Genomic DNA, 22,002 nt, shown 5'->3' on the forward strand with positions numbered 1-22,002 from the left:
AGGCGATGCAGATGGAAGACAACCGCTTGAAAGTGATGGCGAAGGACGTTCAGTACAATGATGTGAAACGTCTCACACATGATGACATGAAAAACAGATTCCTCGAAGGCGACGCGATCGACGAAACCACCCGTAGCTCTGTCGATGATTTCGAACTCGATCGCATGGTGGCGAGTACGGACAACTACCCGAACACGCTGAACCAGAACCGCATCGACCACCACAAGATCTAATCGCCATCCAAAAAACGACCCCAGCCACTACGAGCTGGGGTCGTTCGCTATAACTAGCGGGTCTAGACATGAAAAAACCCCCCGCTCTTCGCGGTGGGGTTTTTTTCTACTCTTCGACGGTTTCGCGAACGAAGATGTACGGGAGGTTCCGGGCGTGGTCTCCAAGGTTGAGGCCGTAGCCTGCGACGAAGAGATCCTCGATCGTGTGGCCGGTGTAGTCGAGTTGAACGTCGACTTGGCGACGGGACGGCTTGTCCAGGAAGGTGCAGGTTTTCAGCGTGCGAGGGTTTTTCTGCTTCAAGTGCTCCACCACACCGCGCATCGTGATCCCTGTGTCGAGGATATCGTCGACCACCAACACATCCTTGCCTGCAATCTCGGTGCGCACATCGTGGACGATCTCCACACGACCTGTGCTCGTCTCCCCATGTCCGTAGCTGGACGTGGTCATGAAGTCCACGTTGACCGGCATGTTCATCTCGCGCACCAGATCGGCGGTGAAAATGAAGCTCCCGCGCAACAGCGACACGACGACCACTTCGCCGTCCTTGTATTCCTCAGACAATTGCTTGCCCAATTCTGCCACACGTTGTTGAATTTGTTCCCGGCTAAACAGGATGCGATCTCGAGTTTGTGTCATAAAAGGGTACCTCCCTATGTAATCGGGTTACTGTCGGTTGTTTGTGGGTTATTGTAACACAAGCCCATGAAAAAAACACCCCGCCACGGGGTGTTCACTCACCGCCAAAACAGCGAGAGCAGTGACGCGGCCAACAGCAACACGAGGCCACCCATGATGAAAGGGAGCAACTTGTTCTCCTTTTTCTGAACCAGTGGGGCTTCCTGTGCGGCGACTGCACCTTCCTCCGCTTCGTATGTCAGCACCGGTTCCTCAGCGAGGCGCAACGGCTGGACGTCGGACAGGACTTCCTCATCCAACATCTCCAGATCGGGGGTATCCTCCAAGAGGAAGCCAAAATCTGCGACGTCGACGACGGTGACGGGGACTTTCGCTGCGACGATCCGTTGCCCAAACTCGAGCTGATCGGAGATGATCGGGACTTGCTCACGGCGGGCGAGCATCACCAACTCCGTCTCGATCGGGTCGAACGTCTCGCCATACTCGGCGTTGTCAATGGAAAACACGACGGTAAACGTGACATTCTCGGAAAAGAGGATCGGCGCGGACTTGGTCCACGGCACGCGAAGGATTTTATCCATTTTCTTTTTCACAAAGGGCTGTTCGAAGAACTCGATGAACTTGCGGACGTTTTGTTTGACCACTTCGTTTTGTAGCGGGTCAGTGACAATTGACTCGGTATCCAGCAATTCATAAAGTTCCATCACTGTCGAATACGGCATCAAGTATTCGACCGGCTCGTTCGGAAATAACAGTTCACCGAAGATCGCGAACAGCACCGGTTCCAGCACATAACGTTGCATTCGCAACACTCCTTCGAAAAAAGCATATAGGAGGAAACGATGCGATGCAACCTTTTTATTGCGGATTTGTTATACTAACAGAATGACTATCAAGTGTTACAGGAGGACTCTATGACAACTCGCATGATCGGCACGACAAACCACGGGTTTGCCCAGTATGCCCAAGAAGAAATTCGCCGGAAAGCACCCGGTGTGAAGTTCCAGGTCTTGGAGCCGGGAGAAGTGTTTTTGATACATACCGAAGTACCGCTCGAGGAGATGCAGCGCTCGCTACAGGAGGACGAACCGATTTTCCTGCGCCATGTGCAGCCGGTGACGCAGGAGCTTTCGATCACGCGGACGCGTGCAGACTTGGACATGCTGATCAACTTCGTCCAAGACCTGACAGGCGTGTTCACGCCGGGGGAGAGAGTCGCCGTCCAAGTGCGCAAGGCACCGGGCGTCAAGTGTGAGTACACGCCGTATGGGGTGAAGGAAGCGATCGACCCGATCCTCGCGCAGACCCATGAAGTGGAGCCGGTGATCCAGAAGCCAGATCGGATCATCTCGATCTACTTGACTGCCGAACTGCTCTACTGGGGGATCTCGAAGCCGGAGGAGAACCTGTCAGACTGGTCGGGTGGTGCGGTCCGCTACAAGCAAGAGGAAGGCCAGATCTCGCGCGCGGTGTTTAAACTTTTGGAAGCGGAGGAGCGCTTCGGGCTGGACTTGGCGTCTTTTGAGCGGGCGTTGGACATCGGCGCGGCACCGGGCGGGTGGAGTTCGTTGCTGCTGAAGCGCGGCTTGCAGGTGACCGCCGTCGACCCGGGCGAGATGCATGCCGACCTGCTGAGCAACCCGAACCTCAAGCACCTCAAGAACAACGCCGGCGATGTGCGGTTTGAAGAGGACGCGTTCGACCTGCTGGTCTGCGACATGAGTTGGAGTCCCAAGCAGATGAGCAAGTTGGTATTCGATCTGCTCGATGCCTTGCAAGTCGGAGGCACGGCGATCATCACCGTCAAACTTATGCACGGCAAAGCCTTCCAAGCGATCAAAGAAACGGTCGCCGCCTTCGGAGGCCAATTGGAACTGCTCAAAGCCAAGCAACTTTTCCACAACCGTGATGAGCTGACCCTCTACCTGCTCAAACAGTGACGACCACGAGCGTAGCCGCATACGACGCAACGAAAAAAGCCTGTCCTCCGGAGGACAGGCTTTTTCTCTGCTATGAAACGATGGAACACAATAGAGACTTTACGGACGGTAGGTTACGATGCGATCGTGACAGAGACTGCGAGGCCGCGAGCATGGAGCTCTTGATGCAACAGTTCTATGAACTGCTTGTCAAGCTTCTGCTTGACGGCATTCTTGAAGGCCTCGAGTAGATATTCATCAGTAAGCAAATGCATATCGGTTCACCCCACAGTCTAGTCTCGTACTCTACCAATCCTCGCGCGAGTTGTTGGTTGTGCTATGACTATAACATGAGAATCAGTACCGAACAAGCGTTCGACTTATCCACAAAACCCTGTGTATAGCTTGTGGGTAAGGTGTGGACGCAATGTGGAAAAGGCTTCCTTTCCCATTGACCCCTAAGTGGAATACTGGGCATAACCTTATCCACATTTTCCAAAGTTCGACGTTTCTCACTGGAAATAAATATTTTTCGACAGACGGAAGGCATAGAATCAGGCCAACATCACACTCTAGAGAGGAAGAAAAACGGGAGTCCCATTGCGTAAGTTTACCGGAAACCTTGTAAACCGATGAAAAATGAATGAAAAACCATTCAGGCAAGTTCGACCACCCAGACCAATTCCTGTATAATAAGGACTATCGACATATTGCGCACATGTAAGTTTGCAATCTTTATGCGTATACATCTGGAGGTGTCACACAATGTCCGAAACGAAAACAAAAGCTGGGCTGCAAGATGTGGTAGCGGGCGAATCCTCGATTTGTCTGGTGGACGGAACCAAAGGCCGTCTCGTGTACCACGGGTACGACATTAACGACTTGGTTGGCAAAGCTTCCTTTGAAGAAGTTGTCTACCTGCTCTGGCACGGCAAACTGCCGAACCAAAAGGAACTGAGCCAGCTCGATGCGGAGCTAAAAAAATACCGCGAGATCCCAGCAGACGTCATGGCGCTGATCCAAGGTCTCAGCAACTCCCCGGCGAACGCGATGGAAATCCTGCGCACGGTCGCTTCCTATGCAGGTGCGATCGATCCCGATAAATCGATGAACCGCGACACCCATCTCCAACAATCCGCGAAGCTCGTCTCGCTGATGGCGTCGGCCACGGCAGCTGTCGGTCGTTTCAAAGCGGGCAAGGAATACGTAGCCCCGCGCAACGACCTCGGTCATGCGGCGAACTTCCTCTATATGCTCAATGGAACTGAAGCGGATGAACTCTCGGTTGAAGCGTTCGACGTGGCGCTGATCCTGCACGCCGACCACGAATTCAACGCTTCGACCTTCACCGCTCGTTGCACCGTCGGCACCCTGTCTGACGTCTATTCTGGCGTAACCTCCGCAATCGGCGCGCTCAAAGGCCCGCTGCACGGGGGGGCGAACGAAGACGTTCTGCGCATGCTGTTGAAAATCGACTCTGTGGAACGAGCAGAAGCTGGCATCAAAGACCTGCTCGCCAAAGGCGTCAAAGTTCCGGGCTTCGGCCATCGCGTCTACCGTTCCTACGACCCGCGCGGTCTCGTGCTGAAAAAGTACGCGAAGGAACTGACCACCAAGCAAGGCGCAACCAAGTACTTCGACATGACGGTAATCGCAGAGCGCGTCGTGCTCGAATACTTCGCCAACAAAGGCAAAGACCTCAAGTACAATGTTGACCTGTACTCCGGTTCGCTCTACAACGCGATGAACATCCCGGTCGAACTGTTCACTCCGCTGTTCGTGATGTCCCGCGTCTCCGGTTGGACGGCGCATATCCTTGAGCAATACGCGAACAACCGCATCATCCGCCCGGTTGCCGAGTACGTCGGCCCAGTTGATTTGCAATTCGTGCCGATCTCCAAGCGCGCGTAACCAGCACCTGTACAAAAAAGGGCTCCCGTCGTAACGGGAGCCCTTTTTTTATGACCAACGTCCGATCACCACGCGCTTGCGGGAGAACTGCGCACCGAACGTCTGACCGAGAATGGCGAACCCGATCGTCAGCGGCACCCAGGCCATCGAGACGTCAAACTGTTGGCGCATGTAGATGATCAAGGGGATCGAAGCGTGGACGGCGACAAACCACCACAGGGAGAATTTGCGGGTGTTCTGTCGCCAAATGCCCAAGGGGAGATTGACCAACAGTGCGAGCAAACAGATGATGGATATGGAAACGAGCATGTCTTGCACCTCCTCTCCTGATACCTATGCAGGAAAAAGGAAATGTTTCGTAAGTTGCCGAATAAGTAACGAGTAAGGGACAGAGAGAAAGGGGCATCTCATCACATGATCGTTCAACAACTTAAACTAGAGGAACACAAGGTTATCACCATTGAACCGTCGGCGACATTGAAGGAACTGCTCGAAGTGCTCGATCGTTGCGGGTATCAACATATCCCTGTCGTCTTGGACGGCGTCTACTACGGCATGGCCGGTTATGCGGAAGTCTATAAAGCACACTTCGATTCGGGGCTGGAGAAGCAACAATTCCTGAGCACCACCAAGGTCGAAAGCGTCGCGATCAACAAAAACGCTTCGATCGACGAAGAAGGGAACATGGAGGAGATCTTCACCAAGATCGACTACGTGCCGTTCCTCGCGGTGCTGGATAAGGAAAGCCACTTCAACGGCATCCTGCTCAAGTCCACGCTGTTTGACATGCTGCGCGATGCGCTGGGCATGCACAAGCCGGGCATTCGTCTGACCGTCTCCATGCCGGAGATGAAGGGGGCACTCGGCAAGTTCTCCGAAGTCGTGAAGGACTACTCCAATATCTTTGGCATGCTGGTGCTCGATGATAACACCAATTTCGGCTATCGTCGCGTCTCCTTCAAAGTCTCCCCAGACACCGATGTCGACGCGCTGACCGAAGATCTCAAGCACATCGGGGTTCGCGTGTTCCATGTCACCCCGGTCGTCCAATCGATCTAACCACCCTTTGGTTGAAAAAGCGGTCGGCTCCTTGGAGCGACCGCTTTTTTCGTTTCACCATCTAGGCGTTGGTTGCATACCCTAACCAGTAACCACACCCCAAACCGAGGAGGGAAGAGTATGCCTACAGTCGTGATCGACCCGGGGCATGGCGGGCAGGACCCTGGTACCGTAGGCAATGGCTACCAAGAGTCGATGCTCGTGCTGCAGACCAGCTTGTTGCTGCGCGATGCGTTACGGCGCTGTGGATTTCGCGTGGTCATGACCCGTGAATCCAATACGTTGCCACTGCCAAGTGGCTCTATCGCGGAGGATCTGGCGTACCGCGCCCAACTGGCGAACAACAACAACGCTGACCTGTTCGTCGCGTGGCATGTGGACTCTGCCACATCGTCTGATGTCAACGGTGTGGCGGTCTGGATTCACCCGTCCACGCGCGGCACCCGCACCGAGCAATGGGCGCAGACGCTCGTCAATGGGATCGCCGCCGCCACCGGGCAGAAAAACCGTGGCGTCTACCTCGGAGATTTCCAAGTCCTCCGCGAGACGGCCGCAGATGCGGTGCTCGTCGAATCTGGTTTTATCACCAACCAGCAGGAGGCCAACAACCTCGCCAACACCAATTTCCAAGTGCGCGAGGCGGAGGGGGCCGCACAGGCGATCTGCACCCTTTTCAATGTCCCGTACAACCAACTGCCAGCACCGCGTCCTGACACGCCAGCTCCGACCCCGCCCACACCAACGCCCCCCAGTCCCGTGCAGGAGCAGTGGCCAGCTTGGGCGCAAGAGTCGATCCAACATATGATCGACTGGGGGATCATGGTCGGCTTCCCGGATGGCACGTGGAAGCCCAACCAGCTCGTGACGCGCGCGGAGATGGCGGTCGCTTTGGAAAAACTCTATGCGTTCATTCGCCAAGGAGGCGCGTCCTGATGACAGATAGCTGGATGTCACTGGTTCAACAAGGTACAACCGTGTTGGTACAGATCGCCGTCCTCGTCGTGATCATCTTGGTTCGCACTGTCAAAAAACGTCTGGAAACCTACTACACATCGCACACCACCGTGCAGCAGCGACAATTGCTCTCCCAGTTCGGGCGCGAGGCCTTCGCCTACGCCGAGACGGTGTACCGTGACTACGATGGACCGGCCAAAATGAACGAGGCGATCAAGTACTTGCTCGACACAGGCGAGAGTGCAGGGATGAAGGACATCCCGCTGACCAGCGCCCGTGCGGTGATCGAATCGGCTTGGCTGGATGACAAGCGCAAGACTTCATAGAAAAAGCTCTCCTGTCACGCGTGACGGGAGAGCTTTTTGCGTTGTGAACCTTGCCAGAGCAGGCAGAGCAGCATCGCCAGCACGACGCCTACAGCGTCCATCCCGACATCGATCGGGTGTCCGGTGCGGTTGGGCACGAAGGATTGGTGCCACTCGTCAGATGCCGCGTAGAGCACGCTGCACGACGCCGCCAGCAAGAACACCCACGGACGGGCGAGACGGGTGGCAGCAAACGTCTGCCAAAACAGCAGCGCGAGGATGAAGTATTCGGTGATGTGCGCCCCCTTGCGCACGAAAAACTCCACCAGTCCAAACGGTTTGAGATAGGTCACGAGGTCACCGTCGTATGTAAATTGCAGCTTCGGCAGGATCGAGAGCAAGGTCTGCTCGGAGATCAGCGTCGTCAGCCACGGCTTGAGGTCTTGTTGCGAGTAACTCTGTGCGGACTTCCAATAGATCACACCCATCCAGATCACGGTCAGGGCGAGGAACAAGGGGAATCGCTGGGACTTCGTGGACACTTGGGACGTTCACCTCCATTACACATACTGGCAGATAAGAAGCAAATGGACAAGACCCAGAGAGGTCTTGTCCATTTTTTGTCACGAAAAACAGGTCGTACTAGTGCAGGTCTGGACGAGCAGGTTCGGAGATCTCGCTGAGCGCAAAGCCGGCTTCATTCTCGTGAATGCCGACAACAGCCAAGTCCCCGATCGCGATGATGCCGATCAGACGACCATCCTCGACGACAGGCAGACGGCGAACTTGATTTTGTGCCATCAGTTTCGCCGCTTCCTGTGCGGTCTGCTCTCCGGTGACCGTTACGACAGCCGGCGACATGAAGTCGTTGATCTTGGTGGTATTGATGTCCATCCCTTTGGCCACCGCACGAACGACGATGTCGCGGTCGGTGATGACGCCCTGCAGGTGGTCGCCTTGGTTGGCAACCGGAACGATCCCGACATCGAGGTCAGCCATCATCTGGGCTGCTTCTTGCAACGTGTGCTCCGTTTTCAGAGTTTGCACGTCTTTGGTCATGAGTTCACGGATTTTCAATCGAATCGCCTCCTCATGAGTTTGGTTGTTGCAAAAACAAAAAGCTGCCGGGACGATCATCCCAACAGCTTTTAGTATGGCTCAGAGCGAAATCCTTATGCCTCCGTGGAGGTTTTGCCAAATCCGACGTAGACCCCCCACGCGCCGACCACCAGATGCACGAGGTTCTCCGTCACTTCCAGATGCAGACCCGCCAACATCGGGAAGAAAAAGCCGACGATGCCGAGCAGCAGGTAGATGACCCCGAAGACCTTGGCAAACCACTTCGCGGCGTTGTCGCTCTGCCCAGCCGCGATCCCGACCAGACCGAGCACGAGGTGGATGATGTTGTGCGTGGAATCGAACTGAATCAGGCCGAGGAGATCTGTCACAAAGAATCCGAGAATGCCGAGCAACAAGAACAACCAACCTGCGACGCGGGCAAACGTTCTTACCATTGTGAACCCCTCCTAGTGGAAGATGGTGGACCTACAACACATGTATGTGTGCAGGTCGCGCCGTATGACTGTGTGATTCGCCGCTGTCGATCTGTGTTCTATTCTCCCGACTGTGTTCATAAGACAAGAGAAGATACATGTTCGTCCAACAGGGGCGAATGAGGGATGAGGGGAGAGGGGTGGGTATGAAACGAGAGGGACGGGTGTTAGTGCTCGCCTGCGAGTGGACCCGCTGTGTAGAAGCAACGGCACAGGAGTATCACCGCAGAGGCTGGGATGTGCATGTGATCGCATCGGGATGTGACGGGGAATCAAGTGTGGAAATCCAGAGGGGTTTGCAGCTACATGGTGTCGAGGTTCCAGAGGGAGACCTCGCATCGGTGGCGGGGAGCGCGATCTTGAACATTCGGTTGGCGGCGATGGGAAGTCGCGTGCTGGCCACATATGGAAGTTTCGAACTGCTGGTGGCGCATGACGAGCAGGTGGCAGACGGCACGGCCCTACTTGCAGAAAAGGCGCGTCTGCCCATCTGCATGCCTACGCGTGTACCGCAGCAGAGACCATTGTCACCTATGGAGGTAAATAGATGAAAGCTGTGATCTTGGCCGGTGGTAAGGGTAGCAGACTTCGCCCGCTGACGTGCAACAAACCGAAACCGATGGTGCCCTTGCTGGGACGGCCTTGCATGGCGTACACCCTCGACTTGTTGCGCCGAACGGGCATTCAGGAGATCGGTGTGACGTTGCAATACATGCCGGATGTGATCCGCAATTACTTTGGCGACGGACATGAGCATGGGGTGCGCATGCGTTATTTTGAGGAGACATCGCCGCTCGGCACGGCCGGTTCGGTCAAAAACGCCGCGTCGTTTCTCGACGAGACGTTCATCGTGATCTCAGGTGATGCGATGACCGACTTTCACTTGGCGGACGCGATCCGCTTCCACAAACAAAAAGGCAGTTTGGCCACGATCGTCTTGACCCGTGTCGAGACACCGCTGGAGTACGGGGTCGCGATCACAGAACCGGATGGGCGCATCCTGCGCTTTTTAGAAAAGCCGTCTTGGGGTGAAGTTTTCAGCGATACGGTGAACACGGGCATCTATATTTTTGAACGGGAGATTTTGGACTTCATTCCGGACGATCAGGAATTTGATTTCAGCAAGGACTTGTTCCCGCATCTGATGAACAACGGACATGATCTCTACGGCTATGTCGCGGACGGTTACTGGTCGGATATCGGAAACTTGGCACAGTACCGCCAGACCCAATTTGACATGCTGGAGGGGCGTGTGAACGTGGACATCCACGGACAGCGCGTCGCCCCGCGCGTGTGGATCGGCCAAGGTGTGCGGATGGCAGATGATGTGGTGTTGGAAGAGCCTTGCTACATCGGGCGGGAGACGGTGATCGGAGAAGGCGTACAGATCGGACCCTACTCTGTGATCGGTGTGGGCAACGTCCTGCGCGCAGGATCATCGCTCAAACGCACCGTGATCTGGGATCACAACTACGTCGGAGAAGGCGTAGAATTGCGCGGGGCGACGCTCTGCAGCACGACCAGCATCGAATCACACGCCTCTTGCTTCGAAGGCGCGGTGGTCGGGGATGCCTGTACGATCGGGGCGAAGGCGGTCGTCAAACCACAGGTGAAGATCTGGCCGGAAAAGCGCGTCCAAGAAGGCGCGACCGCGCATACATCGCTGATCTGGGGCGAGAAGTTGGAGAAGCATCTGTTCGGGACGCTGGGCGTGCAAGGCATCTGCAACGTCGACATGACGCCCGATTTCGCGGGCAAGCTGGCTTCGGCGTATGGGGCGACGCTGCCGTATGGCGCACGCATTGCGATCTCCTGTGACGATGATCGCTTCGCTTGCTTGATCAAGCGGGCCTTTGCCGCCGGTCTGCACAGCGCAGGGGTACACACGGTGGACGGAGGATCGATCACCACGCCGATGTTGCGCTATGCGGTGCGCATGCGCGAGACGCAGGGCGGCGTGCATGTGCGGCGCATCGGTGATCCAGGTGATGATCGCCTGTTGATCGAGTTTGTCGACGCGCTGGGGTTGAATCTTGAAAAAGGCGTCGAGCGCAAAATCGAGAACGCCTATTACCAAGAGGACTTCCGCCGTGCCAATTCTCGACACATCGGGCAGGGGGAGCTCTACAGCTACATGCGCGAGGAGTATGTCGCGGATCTGCTCCGCCAAGTCGAGTGCGAGAGGATCAAGCGCGAGCGATTCCGTCTCGTCGTGCAGTACGACTCCTCTTCGCTCGGAGATGTCGTGCCCGAGCTGTTGGAGGAGTTGGGCTGTACGGTACAAGTGTTGGAGACGCACACATCAGCCAAAGGGGAACTGCAAGCGATGGTGGCGAGCGGGCAGTATCAATTCGGCGTGCGAGTCGACGGCAACGGCGAGCGCATCGCATTGGTCACCGAAAAAGGAACGATGATCGAAGACGATCTGCTGCTGGCCTTGCAAGTGCTGGTCCACTTTACTTCCGGTCGTCCGCAAGTCGCTGTGCCGGTCACCGCACCGACGATCGTCGAATTGCTGGCCGAGCAGTTTGGAGGATCGGTCGTGCGCACCAAAGCGAATCCGCGCTCGCTGATGGAGCCGATGCAGGAGGAGCCGTTCCCGATGTTGTTCGACGCGCTCTACACCCTCGTGCGCGTGATGGGGGCGATGGCGAAAAGCGGTCTGTCGCTCTCCGATCTGCTGGAGGGCATCCCACACTTCCACATCCTGCGCTGTGAAGTGCCTTGCCCGTGGGAGGAGAAGGGCAAGGTGATGCGACTCTTAATCGAAGAAACCAAAGGCGAGACGGTCGAGTTGCTGGACGGGATCAAAGTGTTCACCGAAGGCGGGTGGACGTTGATCCTGCCCGACTCAGACGGTCCGCTGTTCCAAGTCTATGCCCAAGGGACGACCAAGCAACTTGCGGAGGAGTTGGCGAATGTGTTTGCTGACAAGATCCGCGACTACCAGAACACGGCGATCGGAAACTAAAAAAGCGTACACCGCAGTTGCTGCGGTGTACGCTTTTTGCCTGATTGCGTTTTCCTTACTTGTAGTAGGGCATCGGGGTGTTGTACGACTGGATCTTGAGCAGTGCTGTGCAGGTCTCTGCGAGCGTGACGTTGCCGTGCGGGGCGAAGCGGTCGTAGGAACCGCGCATGACGCCGAGGCCGTTCAGGATCGCAACAGAACCCTTGGCCCACGTGGAGACTTGGTCACCATCCGAATAGGGGAGGGTAAAAATCTCGCTGTGCTTGGCCAACTCTTCATGGCCGAGGACACGGGTGAGGATCGTCGCCACTTCTTGGCGCGAGATCTTGGCTGCCGGGCGGAACTTGGAGTCCGGGGCAATCCAGCCGCGGAGCACGGCGGTCTCGATGGCGCTGTAGTATTTGGAGTCGGTCGGGACGTCCTCGAACGTCGGCATCTCGCTGGGGTTCAGCCCGCCGCGGACGTTGGCCAGCAGATGGATGAACTCGCCACGGGTGATCTCACCGTCCGGATTCGCTTTGCCGTCCTTCAGCTCAAGCAGGCCGAGGTTTGCAAACTCGGTCAGGGCTTTTTCCGCCCAGTGACCGTTGAGGTCGGATGGCAACGCTGGCGGTTTTTGTGTGCTCGGGTCGAGGCTGATCCATTCGCCGGTCAACCCGTCGACGTAGTGGGCCGACCGCTCCGTGGCGTCGTTCGGCGCGTAGACCAGCACCGGCGTGTTGGCGCGGGTGCCGTCCGCCGCGATCGGGAAGTAGTAGGAGAGCCGCACCGGACGGTTTTTCAGGAAGGTGTCTTTGGCTTTGTCCAGCGTGATAGCTTTGGACGGGTCCGGGTAGACAATCTGGCTCTCCACATCGTTTCCATAATAGGTGTTGCCGTAAAAATTGTTGACGTTGCCTTGCGCATCAAAGACGATCTGCAGGCCGTTCGGTGACGGGACGCCATTTTTCAAAAACGAGAAGGCAACGCCCTTCATCGTGGAGCCTGATTGCTTCGGGTTGTCCCCGATGGAGACCACGTTGATGAACGCGATCGATCCGGTACGGCCAGAGTAGAGCTTTTTCACCAGTTCCAGCGCTTTGGCTTTGATCGTTTCGTCGCTGACTGGCGAGCTGGATGGAGGAGCACTTGTTTCGCTATAGGAGTTGAAGTTCATCAACTCGCCGGTCATCGCATCAAGGGAGACGCGGCCGATGTTCGTTTTGCTTGTCGAGTTGCGGATGCTGAAGCTCCAGGACTTCGTGCCGTTCTCGCTATAGGTAGCCTCGTCGAGTTCCATGTTCGCTTGCAGCAGAGCGGAGGATTTGATCAGCGCCTCTGCCTCAACCTGCGTCATCGAGGTGGTGCGTGGGGTTGGTGCGGTCGGTCCCTTTGGATCGAGCGGCGCGATGCTCATCTTGGTCGGTGTGGTGGCCTTGCCGTAGCGATCGAGCATCTGGCCGGTCTTGGCATCGATCAGCAGCGGGGCGGTGTTGGTGAGGAACATGAAGTTTTCCGTCATCGAGTTGGAATACACGAGATTGACGGTCGGCAAGTTGGTCTTGTACGAGAATTGATAGCTCAGATGCAGGTCGAGCGCGTCGGAGTACGCACTTGTCGCGCGCTCCTTCGGCACGGTGCCTGCCGCTGGGGGGAGCGTCACGTTGGTCCAGTTGCACGTGTACGCGGAGACGGAGCCATCCCCTTGGACGGTGACATTGATCTCATCGTCGAGCACGAACACGCCGTCGGCGGTTTTTCGCTCATACGTGAAATTGAAGTATTTGTAGGGAGCCCCGATGCCATCGACATTGCTGGACGTCAGTTCGGTCTCCTTGAATTCTTGCGGTGCGACTTGTTTGATGAAGTCCTCGGCTTTTTGCTGGGCTTGTTCCTTTGTCAACGCGCTTTCCTCGAGCGGGTCTTTGCTATAGCGGTTCATGCTGACCAGTTTGCCAGTCGTCGCGTCGAGGATGACATTTGCCCCTGCGTAGGTCTTGCTGTCCTGTTGATTGAAATCCAATTGCCAGCGCGGACTGAGTGTGTTGCCCCAATTGTCCTTGGCGCTGGTGCGGTACTCGGAATTGATCAGCGTCCACTTGCTTTCCGGCAAGTTGGCGGCGAGGCGTGCTGTCTGCACCGCTTGTTCCTTGGTCACAACGGACTGAACGTCCGGCGCTGCCTCCGCATAGGCGGCTGGAGTGTTCAGCCACAGCATCGGACTGCCAAGCAACGTGCAGGTGAGCAACATGGCCGTGACTTTATGAATCGGGTTTTTCATGAACGAAACTCCTCCTAAGGCAATAAAAAATGGACTCTTCTAGTAGTTAGACGAGTCCATCTGGAAAATCGTTACACTTATTATCAAAAAATTCCTAATTGAGGGTGATTTTAAAGAATGATGCCGCGATCTTTCAGGTTTTCGGTCAGTGCTTTTTTCATCTCTTGGAGGCAATCGTTGGCGCGTTTGAAGTCTCCGAGTTTCTGATAGAGGTCACCGAGCAGGGAGTGGGTCTCCGCCAGTTCGCTCAAGAGGTTGAATTCACGGAAGAGGTCGCAGGCGCGTTCCATATGGCGCACCGCTTCCTCCGTATGGCCAAGTTCGTCGTGTGCCACCGCCAGCGTGCGCAGCACGGGAGCCACTTCGCGGCTATCAGGCGGCAAGTTGGACAGCGCCATGTCGCAGGCATCCAGACAGGCTTGGAATTGCTTCTCGCGCAGGTGGAGACGGGCGATCTCGCCGTGGACGGAAGCGGCGTCTGTCGGATAGTTGTGGCGGGAGTACTCGTCTACACAGGCGGCAAACAGTTGCATCGCTTCCTCGACCAGCCCTTCCTCACCCTTGAGAATGCCATAGTTGCGTTTGACGTCGATGGCGAGTTTCATGTTCTTGAGCGACTCAAAAATCGCGATGGCATACTGCGAGTACTCGGACGCTTTTTCAAATTCCTGAATTTTCTTGTAGCTCAGACCAAGGCCCAAGTACGTGAAACCGATCTGCTCGAAGTGGTTGCTCTTCGAGAGGAATTTGTAGGCGGTATCGTAATAGTGCAACGCGTCCTTGAATTCGCCAAGCTGGTAATGGATGGTGCCGAGGTTGGTCAGAATCTGAGACTGCAAGTACGGTTCGCTGTGCGGAAGTTCATCGAACAATTCATAGGCCTTGCGCCAATGGTAGATCGCACGATGGTACTTCTGGCGCTTCTGCTCGATGACCCCGAGCTTGTTCAAGGCGGTGAGCAGCGCTGGATAGTTAAATTTCTGCTTGGCGATCTCCAGCACTTCTTCGAACTCGGTGATCGCAGGTTCATAATTCCCCGTGTAGAGGAAGCACTCCCCGAGATCCGATTTGACATCGATCAAGTTCAGGTTCGGAGAAGGCTTTTCCAGCAACGATTCCAACAGACCGATCGCGCGCTCGTAATTGCGCGAGGACAGCAGCGCTTTTGCGACTTTGTGTGCGCTGGTCTGTTCCAATTGCGTCTGGATATCTGCCAAAAAGTGTTCCAACGGGGTCTCCAGCTTTTCAGCGATCGCTTCGAGCACTTTATAAGACGGGTTGGCCTTGTCCGATTCAATTTGGGAAATCATACTTGGCGTGACAAGACCAGAACCTAGGTCACTTTGGGTAAGCCCCTTAGCTACACGGAGTTCGCGGATTTTTTGACCGAGAGACATTAATATTCCTCCAAATTTAGACGATTTCTAGACAACATTTTACTACTTTAGGATAAGAGAATAAAGGGCAAATGAACATTTTGTTGAAATTTTTTATAATATAAGTCAAATGGAACGCTAATTAAGCTTAAATTCTTCCGGTTAGGTGGGATAGGGATAATCTGTCAGATAGTAAAAAACCCGATAGGCATCGGGTTTAGGAACGATTTACGGGGCAGAGAGGTGGAATCGTCGCCATGCGGTGCTGTCTGAACGGCGGCCGCGACTGTAAATTTCCGCACCGATCATCACTGTCTCGGTCTCCTGAAACAACGAGCGAGGCAGGGTGCAGATCGCCAGATCCCCGCGATAGGACCAGCTGGCATGTAAGCGGGTTAAGCGCTGCTTATTTTGATTGCTTATCTCGAGGATCGTCTTGCCGATCGGTGCTTGCGGGAGGCGCAGATGCAGTTGGAACTCGTCCTCCGGGCGGACTGGCTCGGCCGTTTGGATCGCGATCTGCACGCTGTCGCTTTGCACGACGGCACGGATCTCGCGGATGTCGGTGGAGCGAGGATGCAGGGGCGCTTGCTGGTCGCCACGGTCATCGAGTTCCACCGTGGTCAGTTTCTGACGTGGGATCGTCGGCACCGCATAGGTGCTGAGCAGATCGTTGGTGCGCACGAACGATTCCAGCAGGTTTTTCATCATCGAGATCTGTGAGCGGTGTGCGAGGATCGCCGCGTGCTTGTCGGCCTGTACCTGCTGATTCAGGGGCAGGGACAACCACGCGACACCGATGTCTTGCAAGCGCGCTGGATGGGTCAACGGTGCGTCCGGGCGATAGTGGCGCGGGTCGGGGAATTCCGGGTAGTGGATGAGATAATTCCATTCGCGAGGCTTTTCCTCGTAGTTTGTCAGCGCAAACTGCGTGAAGGCGGAGGTCGCCCAGTGGTCGCGATGCACGTCGTGCGGGTCGGGATAGAGCACATCGGTGGGTCGAAATTCGCGGATCACTTCGCCTAGGTCCTCCACGACCGATTGCCCACAGTAGGGCGCCTGCGGGTGGTAGGCGTTGGCATACGGCACCTTGGTGGAACCGTTCACCGCTTGGAAGGGTTGGTTAGGATTCCAGTATTTCAACCACAAGCGGTGCAACCCCGCATCTGGATAGCCCAAAAACGTCACATCCTGCTGGTGCAGGCCGAGCCGTTCCACCGCTTGTAACTCCTCCTGTTGTCGCAAGGTGCCGAGGCGGAGCATGTCAGCAGGGCTCGGGTGATTCACGCCATATTGTTTGACCGCAGCCCCACGAAATCCATCGCCGTTGGTCATCACCACGACCCGGACCGTCCCGCCGCTGGAAAGTGTGGAGGAGATCATCGCCATCCCGGCGAGCGATTCGTCGTCCGGGTGTGGTGCGATCACGAGCAAGCGCTTCGGCGGTGACTGGCGGAATACCTGAGAGGCATCGATGAGGGCGGGAACCAACGGTTTGGTGGTCCCCGTCTCGGGGACGAGCAGTAGAGTTCCAATTAGCCACGTGAGGGCGAGTCGCCCGAACCATCTCTTGTGTCCCTGCACGGCTCCATCCCTCCTGTCTTGTATCCCGTAGGTTTTGAAAAAGCGCTCCCGCTTATTCCCGTAGTAGTCAGGACACGATGCGGATAGACTACGGACAGGAGGTGAGCCATCTATGACAGAGCAAAACGCAAGGGAGAACAAGCTGCGCAAGGTCGACAGCGACTCGCTGGATGCACCGTGGCGCAACACGGTGCTCGAGAATTGGAGCACTGATGTCGACCCGCACATCATGTCCGGCGACAAGTACGTCGACAACGACCATGATCTCGGAACCACCCGTCGAGAGAACATGCAATTGCTGGCTGGGGAGCGCAACCCGGTCATGGCTCCGTTTATGCACCCCACACACGACACCTCGATGAACAACGACGAGGACGAGTATTTTTACGGGGATGACTAAGCACCACCTCTTGTCACAAAAAACAGCCGCGCGATCTCGTCGCGTGGCTGTTTTTTTGCTGACTCATTTCTTTTTCTTGTTGGCCCGCGCCTCGCGTTCCCACTTGCGCAGATGTGGAGTCGGGTCGAACGCCCATTCCTTGGTGCCGGTGTCGCGATACATGCCGTAATGCAGATGCGGGGCGAACTTGCCGGACGTGCCAGGTCGACCATAGCCGCTGGAGCCGACGTAGCCGATCACTTGACCGGGTTTGACCAGCGCACCGCGCTTCATGCCTTTGTCAAAACTCGCGAGATGTGCGTAGTAGTGGTACACGTTGTTCAGGTCGCGGATGCCGACCCGCCAGCCCCCGAACTTGTTCCAGCCAGCGACTTCCACCACACCGTAGGCGGTGGAGAGCACCGGCGTGCCCGTATTGGCAAAAATGTCGCAGCCCTCATGGGAGCGCCGGCCGCCCCAACCGCGCGCATCCCCCCATGTCGATCGGTAGGAGTAGTTGTAGCGCTGCGGGATCGGGAAGGAGTTTCCACGGAGCACCAACGACCCTTCCGTTTGAAACAGGCGGGCGAATCCGGTGATGCGGTCGACGACGATGCCGTCCTGATAATAGTTCCACAACGCGTTGCGAACGGCATTTTCATCATTGCCGTCGCGGCCGAGGAACTTCGCCATCGTGTACAGTTCGTCGTCCGGATCGGTGCGGTTGGCGACTTTGTCCCCGTTGCCATCCTGTCCCATCCCGCCAAACATCTGGATCGTCAGCGGGTTGTTGTCTTGGAGATTCGGGTTGACAGGACCGCTCCACTTTTCCGAGGGCATCTCAATTTGGATCGGTGAGACGTTCGGGTTCTCGCGGTTCTTCTTCCAGTGAATGCCCATCTCGTATTGATTGACGGCCGCGAGGAAGTACCACGGCACGTGTGTTTGTTTCTCAACCTTTTGAAACACGGGCAATTCTTCCTCCACCTGTTGCAACACAGGCAGGTCTTCCTCCGCTCCCTCCGACTCCGCCGCCGCAGCGGGGAGCGGAACGAGAGACAGCGTCAACAACAAGGGCATCCACAGAGAGACAGACAGCCGTTGGTTCATCTACACTCACCTCGTCACATCTAGCTTGGGGGAAATGATACCGCTAGTGTGTCCCGCATCTACATGAGTTCTCCCAGAGAATATGTGGAAGGCGATTGTTAAGATTGTGTAAAAACAGGGATTTTGTCGAAAGAGGGCTATTGTCAGATCGACTGGGAACGATAATAATGGGTAAGGGTTCGATTTACAGTCTTCATACATAACCTTGACAGTTCGTGACTTGCAAAACATTGCCAAACCAAGGAGGCACCCAACTTATGTTGCGATTGGGACCGAGAAATGACGTATTTTTTGATTTGCTGGAGCAAGAAGTGGACAACCTGCAGCTCGGAGCGAAGTCGTTCGTTGAACTGATGGAGAACTACACGGATGTTGAAGCAAAATTCGATGCGATTCAGGATATTGAGCATAAAGGCGATGCGATCACTCGCCAGATCATGGAGAAGCTCAACTCGACGTTCGTGACGCCCATTGAGCGTGAGGATATCTCGGCGCTGGCGTTTACGCTCGATGAGATTCTCGACATCATCACTGGGGTGGCCGACCGTTGCGTGCTGTACCGCATCGGCAAACCGACGCCGGAGATGATCGCGCTTTCGAAAGCGATGGAAGGCGCATGCAACGAGTTGGACAAGCTGATCCACATGTTGCGCGAACTGAAGTACGACCGCATCATCGATTTGACCAAAAGTGTCAAGAAGTGGGAGATGGAGTCTGACCAGATCTACCGCCGTGCGGTGGCAAAACTGCTCAACGATGATACGCTCCACCCGATCTACGTGATCAAGTGGAAGGAGATCTACGAAAAGCTCGAGGACGGCGTTGACTTCTGCGAGGATGTATCGAACCTGGTGGAAGGGGTCGTCTTGAAAAATGCATGACACAAGCTTGTACCTGATCATCGTCGTCGTGGTCTTGGCGTTGCTGTTTGACTACATCAACGGCTTCCATGATACTGCGAACGCCATTGCGACTTCGATCTCGACCAAAGCGATGAGCCCAAAGGCGGCGATCATGCTCGCGGCCGTCATGAACTTGCTCGGGGCGCTGTCCTTCACCGGGGTGGCCAAGACGATCGGCAAAGGCATCGCAGACCCGTCGACGCTCTCGAATGGGATGTGGATCGTAGCGGCGGCGATGATCTCCGCGATCATCTGGAATTTGATCACTTGGTGGTACGGGATTCCGTCCTCCTCGTCGCACGCGCTGATCGGTTCGTTGACCGGCGCAGTCATCGCGTCCGCCGGTTTTTCACAGATCAACTACACCGGGTTCATCGCGATCCTGAAGTCGTTGGTGCTCTCCCCGATCATCTCGCTGGCTTTGGGTTTCATCATCATGCTGGCGTTCCTCTGGCTGTTCCGAAACTTTGCGCCTGCGAAGATGACGCGCAACTTCCGGTTCTTCCAGATTCTCTCGGCGGCGTTCCAAGCGTATCTGCACGGTACCAACGATGCGCAAAAGGCGATGGGGATCATCACGTTTGCCTTGGTAGCAGGTGGCTTCCAATCGACGATGGACGTTCCGCTGTGGGTAAAAATTGCGGCAGCGGCAGCGATGGCGCTTGGAACGGCGTCTGGCGGGATGCGGATCATCCGCACCGTGGGGCGCGGGATCATGAAAATGCAGCCCGTGAACGGTTTCGCCGCCGACGTGACTTCTTCGATCGTCATCGGGACGGCGACGTTCCTGAAACTGCCGGTCTCGACGACGCATGTCATCTCCTCCGCGATCATGGGGGTAGGGGCAGCGAAGGGTTTTAACAAAGTCAAGTGGGATGTGGCGGGCAAGATCGTGACGACGTGGATCATCACGTTGCCGATCACGGCGGTGCTCTCCGCGCTGATCTACTGGCTGTTGGGCGTCTTTTTCTTCTAGTGATCAAAAACCTTCGCCAGAGATGGCGGAGGTTTTTTGTGTGTCATGAATACAATGAATTACCAGTTCCCATACTAGTCAATGTGTAGAAACACAGATGCTACATATTTGGAGGGACACATTGATGAATCAACAGTATGGGAATCAGTACGGCAACACCCAAAATTCACAATTCAACCAAGGTGGCTTCCAGCAAGGCGTTTCCCAGCAACAACTGGATCGCATCCATCAAAACTCGCTGTTCAACGGTCAAGAAACCAGCTACAACAACGCACAAGTGCAACGAATCCATGCACAATCGATGCAAAACGGCACGATGGCGAATCCTCAAGTAAATAACTACGCGCAACAGCAACAAGGCTTCGGCGGCGGACAAACCTTCTCCAACCAAGCATTCAGCAACCAAGGAATGAGCAACCAACAGTTCCAACAAGGCGTGTCCCAACAACAGATCGACCGCATCCACCAAGCGTCGCTGTTCAACGGTCAAGAGACCCAATACAGCACGCCGCAAGTCCAACGCATCCATGCTGCTTCGATGCAAAACGGCACGATGGCAAACCCGCAAGTCAACTCCTACGCACAGCAACAACAAGGCTTCGGTGGTGGCCAAACCTTCAGCAACCAAGCCTATATGAACCAAGGCAACACCAACCAAGGTTACACCCAAGGCCTGAGCAACCAACAGTACCAACAAGGCGTTACCCAGCAACAACTCGACCGCATCCAGCAAGCCACCATGCAAGGCGGCACCCTGGCACAACCGCAACTGAGCAACTTCGGCGGTCAAACCTTCACCAACCAAGGGTTCAACACCCAAGGCATGAGCAACCAACAGTTCCAACAAGGCGTGTCCCAACAACAGCTCGACCGCATCCACCAAGCGTCGCTGTACAACGGGCAAGAAACCCAGTACAGCTCTCCGCAAGTCCAACGCATCCATGCCCAATCGATGCAAAACGGTACGATGGCGAACCCGCAAGTCAACTCCTACGCACAGCAACAACAAGGCACTGGCTTCGGTCAAGGCCTGAGCGCGCAATCCTTTGGCGGCACCGCCTTCAACCAAGTGATGTCTGCAGATGCAGGAATTCGTGATGCAGAAGGCCGGACCGATGTGTACCCGCAAGCTCTGTACACCGGCCGCAACCAGTACGACACCGTCAACACCAACGTCTTGAACCAGATGGTTGGCCGCCAGTTCTAATCCAACGGTGGACCACTTAAAAAGTGGCAGACAAGGGAATTCCCTTGTCTGCCACTTTTTTTTGCGATTAAAAAGGAAAACTCTCCACACAAATCGAACTTAATTTATATACAACTTAGAGTTTCGGAAGGGGCCGCCTCATCATGGATCAACTCGCAAAATATGCACAGGAGTTGGACACCTACGTTCGCACTGACAGTTTCCCGCTGGGGATCAAAGTGTTCAAGCAGGAAGCGGACATCCCCGCCAAGGCGAAGCGTCCGTTGCGCGATCTCCAAAACCGCATCACGATCTGCCAAGGCATCTCGATGGCACGGCGCTATGGTTGGACGCTTGCGATGGGCGCTGATGACCTGTCCTGTCCGATCGCGCTGACCGCATTTGGCTTGGAGCCCGTGTTGCCGTATTACGAAGAGGGGACGCTCGCCTGCGGCATGTATGTCGACTCGCCGGAGGCGGGCGCCCTGACGGAAGCGGACGTTCCGAAGTTCTCTCCAGAGGAAAGCGGTACGATCGTGGTCGGGCCATATTGTCGGACGGCTTGCACTTCACGCAAAAAGGTGGCATCCGCTACCCGATCCCGCACTTCCTGCGCTACGAAGCTGAGTTCCCAGCGACCTATGAGAAACTGATGGAGCTGTTTCAACAACACACACCGAAAGG

Annotated in this window: 24 protein-coding genes; 13 read left to right on the top strand and 11 right to left on the bottom strand. The window is 55.7% G+C overall.

The genetic code is table 11. The annotated features are described in order from the left end of the window. The first annotated feature begins 11 nt into the window (after positions 1-11). Positions 12-233: a hypothetical protein gene (locus tag C7459_RS08685; RefSeq protein WP_109688446.1), complete on the top strand. Its 222-nt coding sequence runs from the start codon at positions 12-14 to the stop codon at positions 231-233. 106 nt (positions 234-339) lie between these two features. Here C7459_RS08685 and hpt read toward each other — a convergent pair whose 3' ends face one another. Together hpt and C7459_RS08695 are read right to left on the bottom strand one after the other, a co-directional pair. Further along, on the bottom strand, positions 340-873 hold the full coding sequence (gene hpt / locus C7459_RS08690; protein ID WP_109688447.1) for a hypoxanthine phosphoribosyltransferase: 534 nt from the start codon (positions 871-873) through the stop codon (positions 340-342). Between the two features lie 98 nt (positions 874-971). Then, positions 972-1,676 (bottom strand): ADP-heptose synthase, encoded by a 705-nt coding sequence (locus tag C7459_RS08695; protein WP_211320364.1) that lies wholly within the window; start codon positions 1,674-1,676, stop codon positions 972-974. 111 nt (positions 1,677-1,787) lie between these two features. On the opposite strand from C7459_RS08695, the gene C7459_RS08700 reads away from it, so the two are divergent. Then, complete coding sequence (locus tag C7459_RS08700; protein ID WP_109688448.1) at positions 1,788-2,813, top strand: SAM-dependent methyltransferase; 1,026 nt, start codon at positions 1,788-1,790, stop codon at positions 2,811-2,813. A gap of 113 nt (positions 2,814-2,926) precedes the next feature. Here the strand turns inward: C7459_RS08700 and sda are convergent, their stop codons facing one another. After that, a complete protein-coding gene (gene sda / locus C7459_RS08705) occupies positions 2,927-3,067 on the bottom strand; it encodes a sporulation histidine kinase inhibitor Sda (protein WP_109688449.1) in 141 nt (46 codons plus the stop codon). Between the two features lie 490 nt (positions 3,068-3,557). Between sda and C7459_RS08710 the strand changes: the two genes are divergently transcribed. Next, positions 3,558-4,703: a citrate/2-methylcitrate synthase gene (locus C7459_RS08710; RefSeq protein ID WP_109688450.1), complete on the top strand. Its 1,146-nt coding sequence runs from the start codon at positions 3,558-3,560 to the stop codon at positions 4,701-4,703. A 48-nt stretch (positions 4,704-4,751) separates the two neighbouring features. On the opposite strand, the gene C7459_RS08715 is transcribed toward C7459_RS08710, so the two are convergent. Beyond that, a complete protein-coding gene (locus tag C7459_RS08715) occupies positions 4,752-5,012 on the bottom strand; it encodes a hypothetical protein (RefSeq protein WP_109688451.1) in 261 nt (86 codons plus the stop codon). 105 nt (positions 5,013-5,117) lie between these two features. Between C7459_RS08715 and C7459_RS08720 the strand changes: the two genes are divergently transcribed. The 3 genes from C7459_RS08720 (at position 5,118) to C7459_RS08730 (ending at position 7,042) form a co-directional block, all read left to right on the top strand. After that, positions 5,118-5,762: a CBS domain-containing protein gene (locus tag C7459_RS08720; RefSeq protein ID WP_109688452.1), complete on the top strand. Its 645-nt coding sequence runs from the start codon at positions 5,118-5,120 to the stop codon at positions 5,760-5,762. Between the two features lie 120 nt (positions 5,763-5,882). Next, on the top strand, positions 5,883-6,695 hold the full coding sequence (locus C7459_RS08725; protein WP_109688453.1) for an N-acetylmuramoyl-L-alanine amidase: 813 nt from the start codon (positions 5,883-5,885) through the stop codon (positions 6,693-6,695). Further along, positions 6,695-7,042, top strand: a complete 348-nt coding sequence (locus C7459_RS08730; RefSeq protein WP_109688454.1) for a phage holin, LLH family — start codon at positions 6,695-6,697, stop codon at positions 7,040-7,042. The genes C7459_RS08725 and C7459_RS08730 overlap by 1 nt, the downstream gene beginning before the upstream one ends. A gap of 14 nt (positions 7,043-7,056) precedes the next feature. On the opposite strand, the gene C7459_RS08735 is transcribed toward C7459_RS08730, so the two are convergent. From C7459_RS08735 to C7459_RS08745, 3 genes are all read right to left on the bottom strand, one after another. Next, positions 7,057-7,563: a VanZ family protein gene (locus C7459_RS08735; protein WP_109688455.1), complete on the bottom strand. Its 507-nt coding sequence runs from the start codon at positions 7,561-7,563 to the stop codon at positions 7,057-7,059. 100 nt (positions 7,564-7,663) lie between these two features. Then, complete coding sequence (locus C7459_RS08740; protein ID WP_109688456.1) at positions 7,664-8,098, bottom strand: CBS domain-containing protein; 435 nt, start codon at positions 8,096-8,098, stop codon at positions 7,664-7,666. A gap of 95 nt (positions 8,099-8,193) precedes the next feature. Continuing rightward, positions 8,194-8,535, bottom strand: coding sequence for a DUF4383 domain-containing protein (locus C7459_RS08745; RefSeq protein ID WP_109688457.1), 342 nt, complete (start codon positions 8,533-8,535; stop codon positions 8,194-8,196). A 185-nt stretch (positions 8,536-8,720) separates the two neighbouring features. Here C7459_RS08745 and C7459_RS08750 point away from each other — a divergent pair, with 185 nt between their 5' ends. After that, complete coding sequence (locus tag C7459_RS08750) at positions 8,721-9,125, top strand: glycosyltransferase family protein (protein ID WP_146200980.1); 405 nt, start codon at positions 8,721-8,723, stop codon at positions 9,123-9,125. Next, on the top strand, positions 9,122-11,545 hold the full coding sequence (locus C7459_RS08755) for a sugar phosphate nucleotidyltransferase (RefSeq protein ID WP_109688459.1): 2,424 nt from the start codon (positions 9,122-9,124) through the stop codon (positions 11,543-11,545). Before C7459_RS08750 ends, C7459_RS08755 begins: the two co-directional genes overlap by 4 nt. 55 nt (positions 11,546-11,600) lie before the next feature. Here the strand turns inward: C7459_RS08755 and C7459_RS08760 are convergent, their stop codons facing one another. The 3 genes from C7459_RS08760 to C7459_RS08770 form a co-directional block, all read right to left on the bottom strand. Next, positions 11,601-13,805 (bottom strand): S-layer homology domain-containing protein, encoded by a 2,205-nt coding sequence (locus C7459_RS08760; RefSeq protein WP_109688460.1) that lies wholly within the window; start codon positions 13,803-13,805, stop codon positions 11,601-11,603. A gap of 110 nt (positions 13,806-13,915) precedes the next feature. Then, entirely contained in the window at positions 13,916-15,202 is a 1,287-nt protein-coding gene (locus C7459_RS08765) for a helix-turn-helix domain-containing protein (RefSeq protein ID WP_109688461.1), read from the bottom strand. A gap of 207 nt (positions 15,203-15,409) precedes the next feature. After that, positions 15,410-16,765, bottom strand: a complete 1,356-nt coding sequence (locus C7459_RS08770) for a PIG-L deacetylase family protein (RefSeq protein WP_170119371.1) — start codon at positions 16,763-16,765, stop codon at positions 15,410-15,412. A gap of 112 nt (positions 16,766-16,877) precedes the next feature. Between C7459_RS08770 and C7459_RS08775 the strand changes: the two genes are divergently transcribed. Then, positions 16,878-17,165: a DUF3905 domain-containing protein gene (locus C7459_RS08775; protein ID WP_109688535.1), complete on the top strand. Its 288-nt coding sequence runs from the start codon at positions 16,878-16,880 to the stop codon at positions 17,163-17,165. A gap of 63 nt (positions 17,166-17,228) precedes the next feature. Here the strand turns inward: C7459_RS08775 and C7459_RS08780 are convergent, their stop codons facing one another. Further along, a complete protein-coding gene (locus C7459_RS08780) occupies positions 17,229-18,254 on the bottom strand; it encodes a M23 family metallopeptidase (RefSeq protein WP_109688463.1) in 1,026 nt (341 codons plus the stop codon). Positions 18,255-18,511: 257 nt separating this feature from the next. On the opposite strand from C7459_RS08780, the gene C7459_RS08785 reads away from it, so the two are divergent. From C7459_RS08785 to C7459_RS08800, 4 genes are all read left to right on the top strand, one after another. After that, positions 18,512-19,135, top strand: a complete 624-nt coding sequence (locus C7459_RS08785; protein ID WP_109688464.1) for a DUF47 domain-containing protein — start codon at positions 18,512-18,514, stop codon at positions 19,133-19,135. Beyond that, a complete protein-coding gene (locus tag C7459_RS08790; protein WP_109688465.1) occupies positions 19,128-20,132 on the top strand; it encodes an inorganic phosphate transporter in 1,005 nt (334 codons plus the stop codon). Before C7459_RS08785 ends, C7459_RS08790 begins: the two co-directional genes overlap by 8 nt. A 124-nt stretch (positions 20,133-20,256) precedes the next feature. After that, a complete protein-coding gene (locus C7459_RS08795) occupies positions 20,257-21,339 on the top strand; it encodes a hypothetical protein (RefSeq protein ID WP_109688466.1) in 1,083 nt (360 codons plus the stop codon). Positions 21,340-21,482: 143 nt separating this feature from the next. Beyond that, positions 21,483-21,971 carry a DUF169 domain-containing protein gene (locus tag C7459_RS08800; protein ID WP_245884467.1) on the top strand — a complete coding sequence of 163 codons (489 nt, stop codon included), beginning with the start codon at positions 21,483-21,485 and terminating at the stop codon, positions 21,969-21,971. The last annotated feature ends 31 nt before the right edge of the window (positions 21,972-22,002 follow it).

Origin of the sequence: Tumebacillus permanentifrigoris (assembly GCF_003148565.1) — a bacterium.
Lineage (GTDB): Bacteria > Bacillota > Bacilli > Tumebacillales > Tumebacillaceae > Tumebacillus > Tumebacillus permanentifrigoris.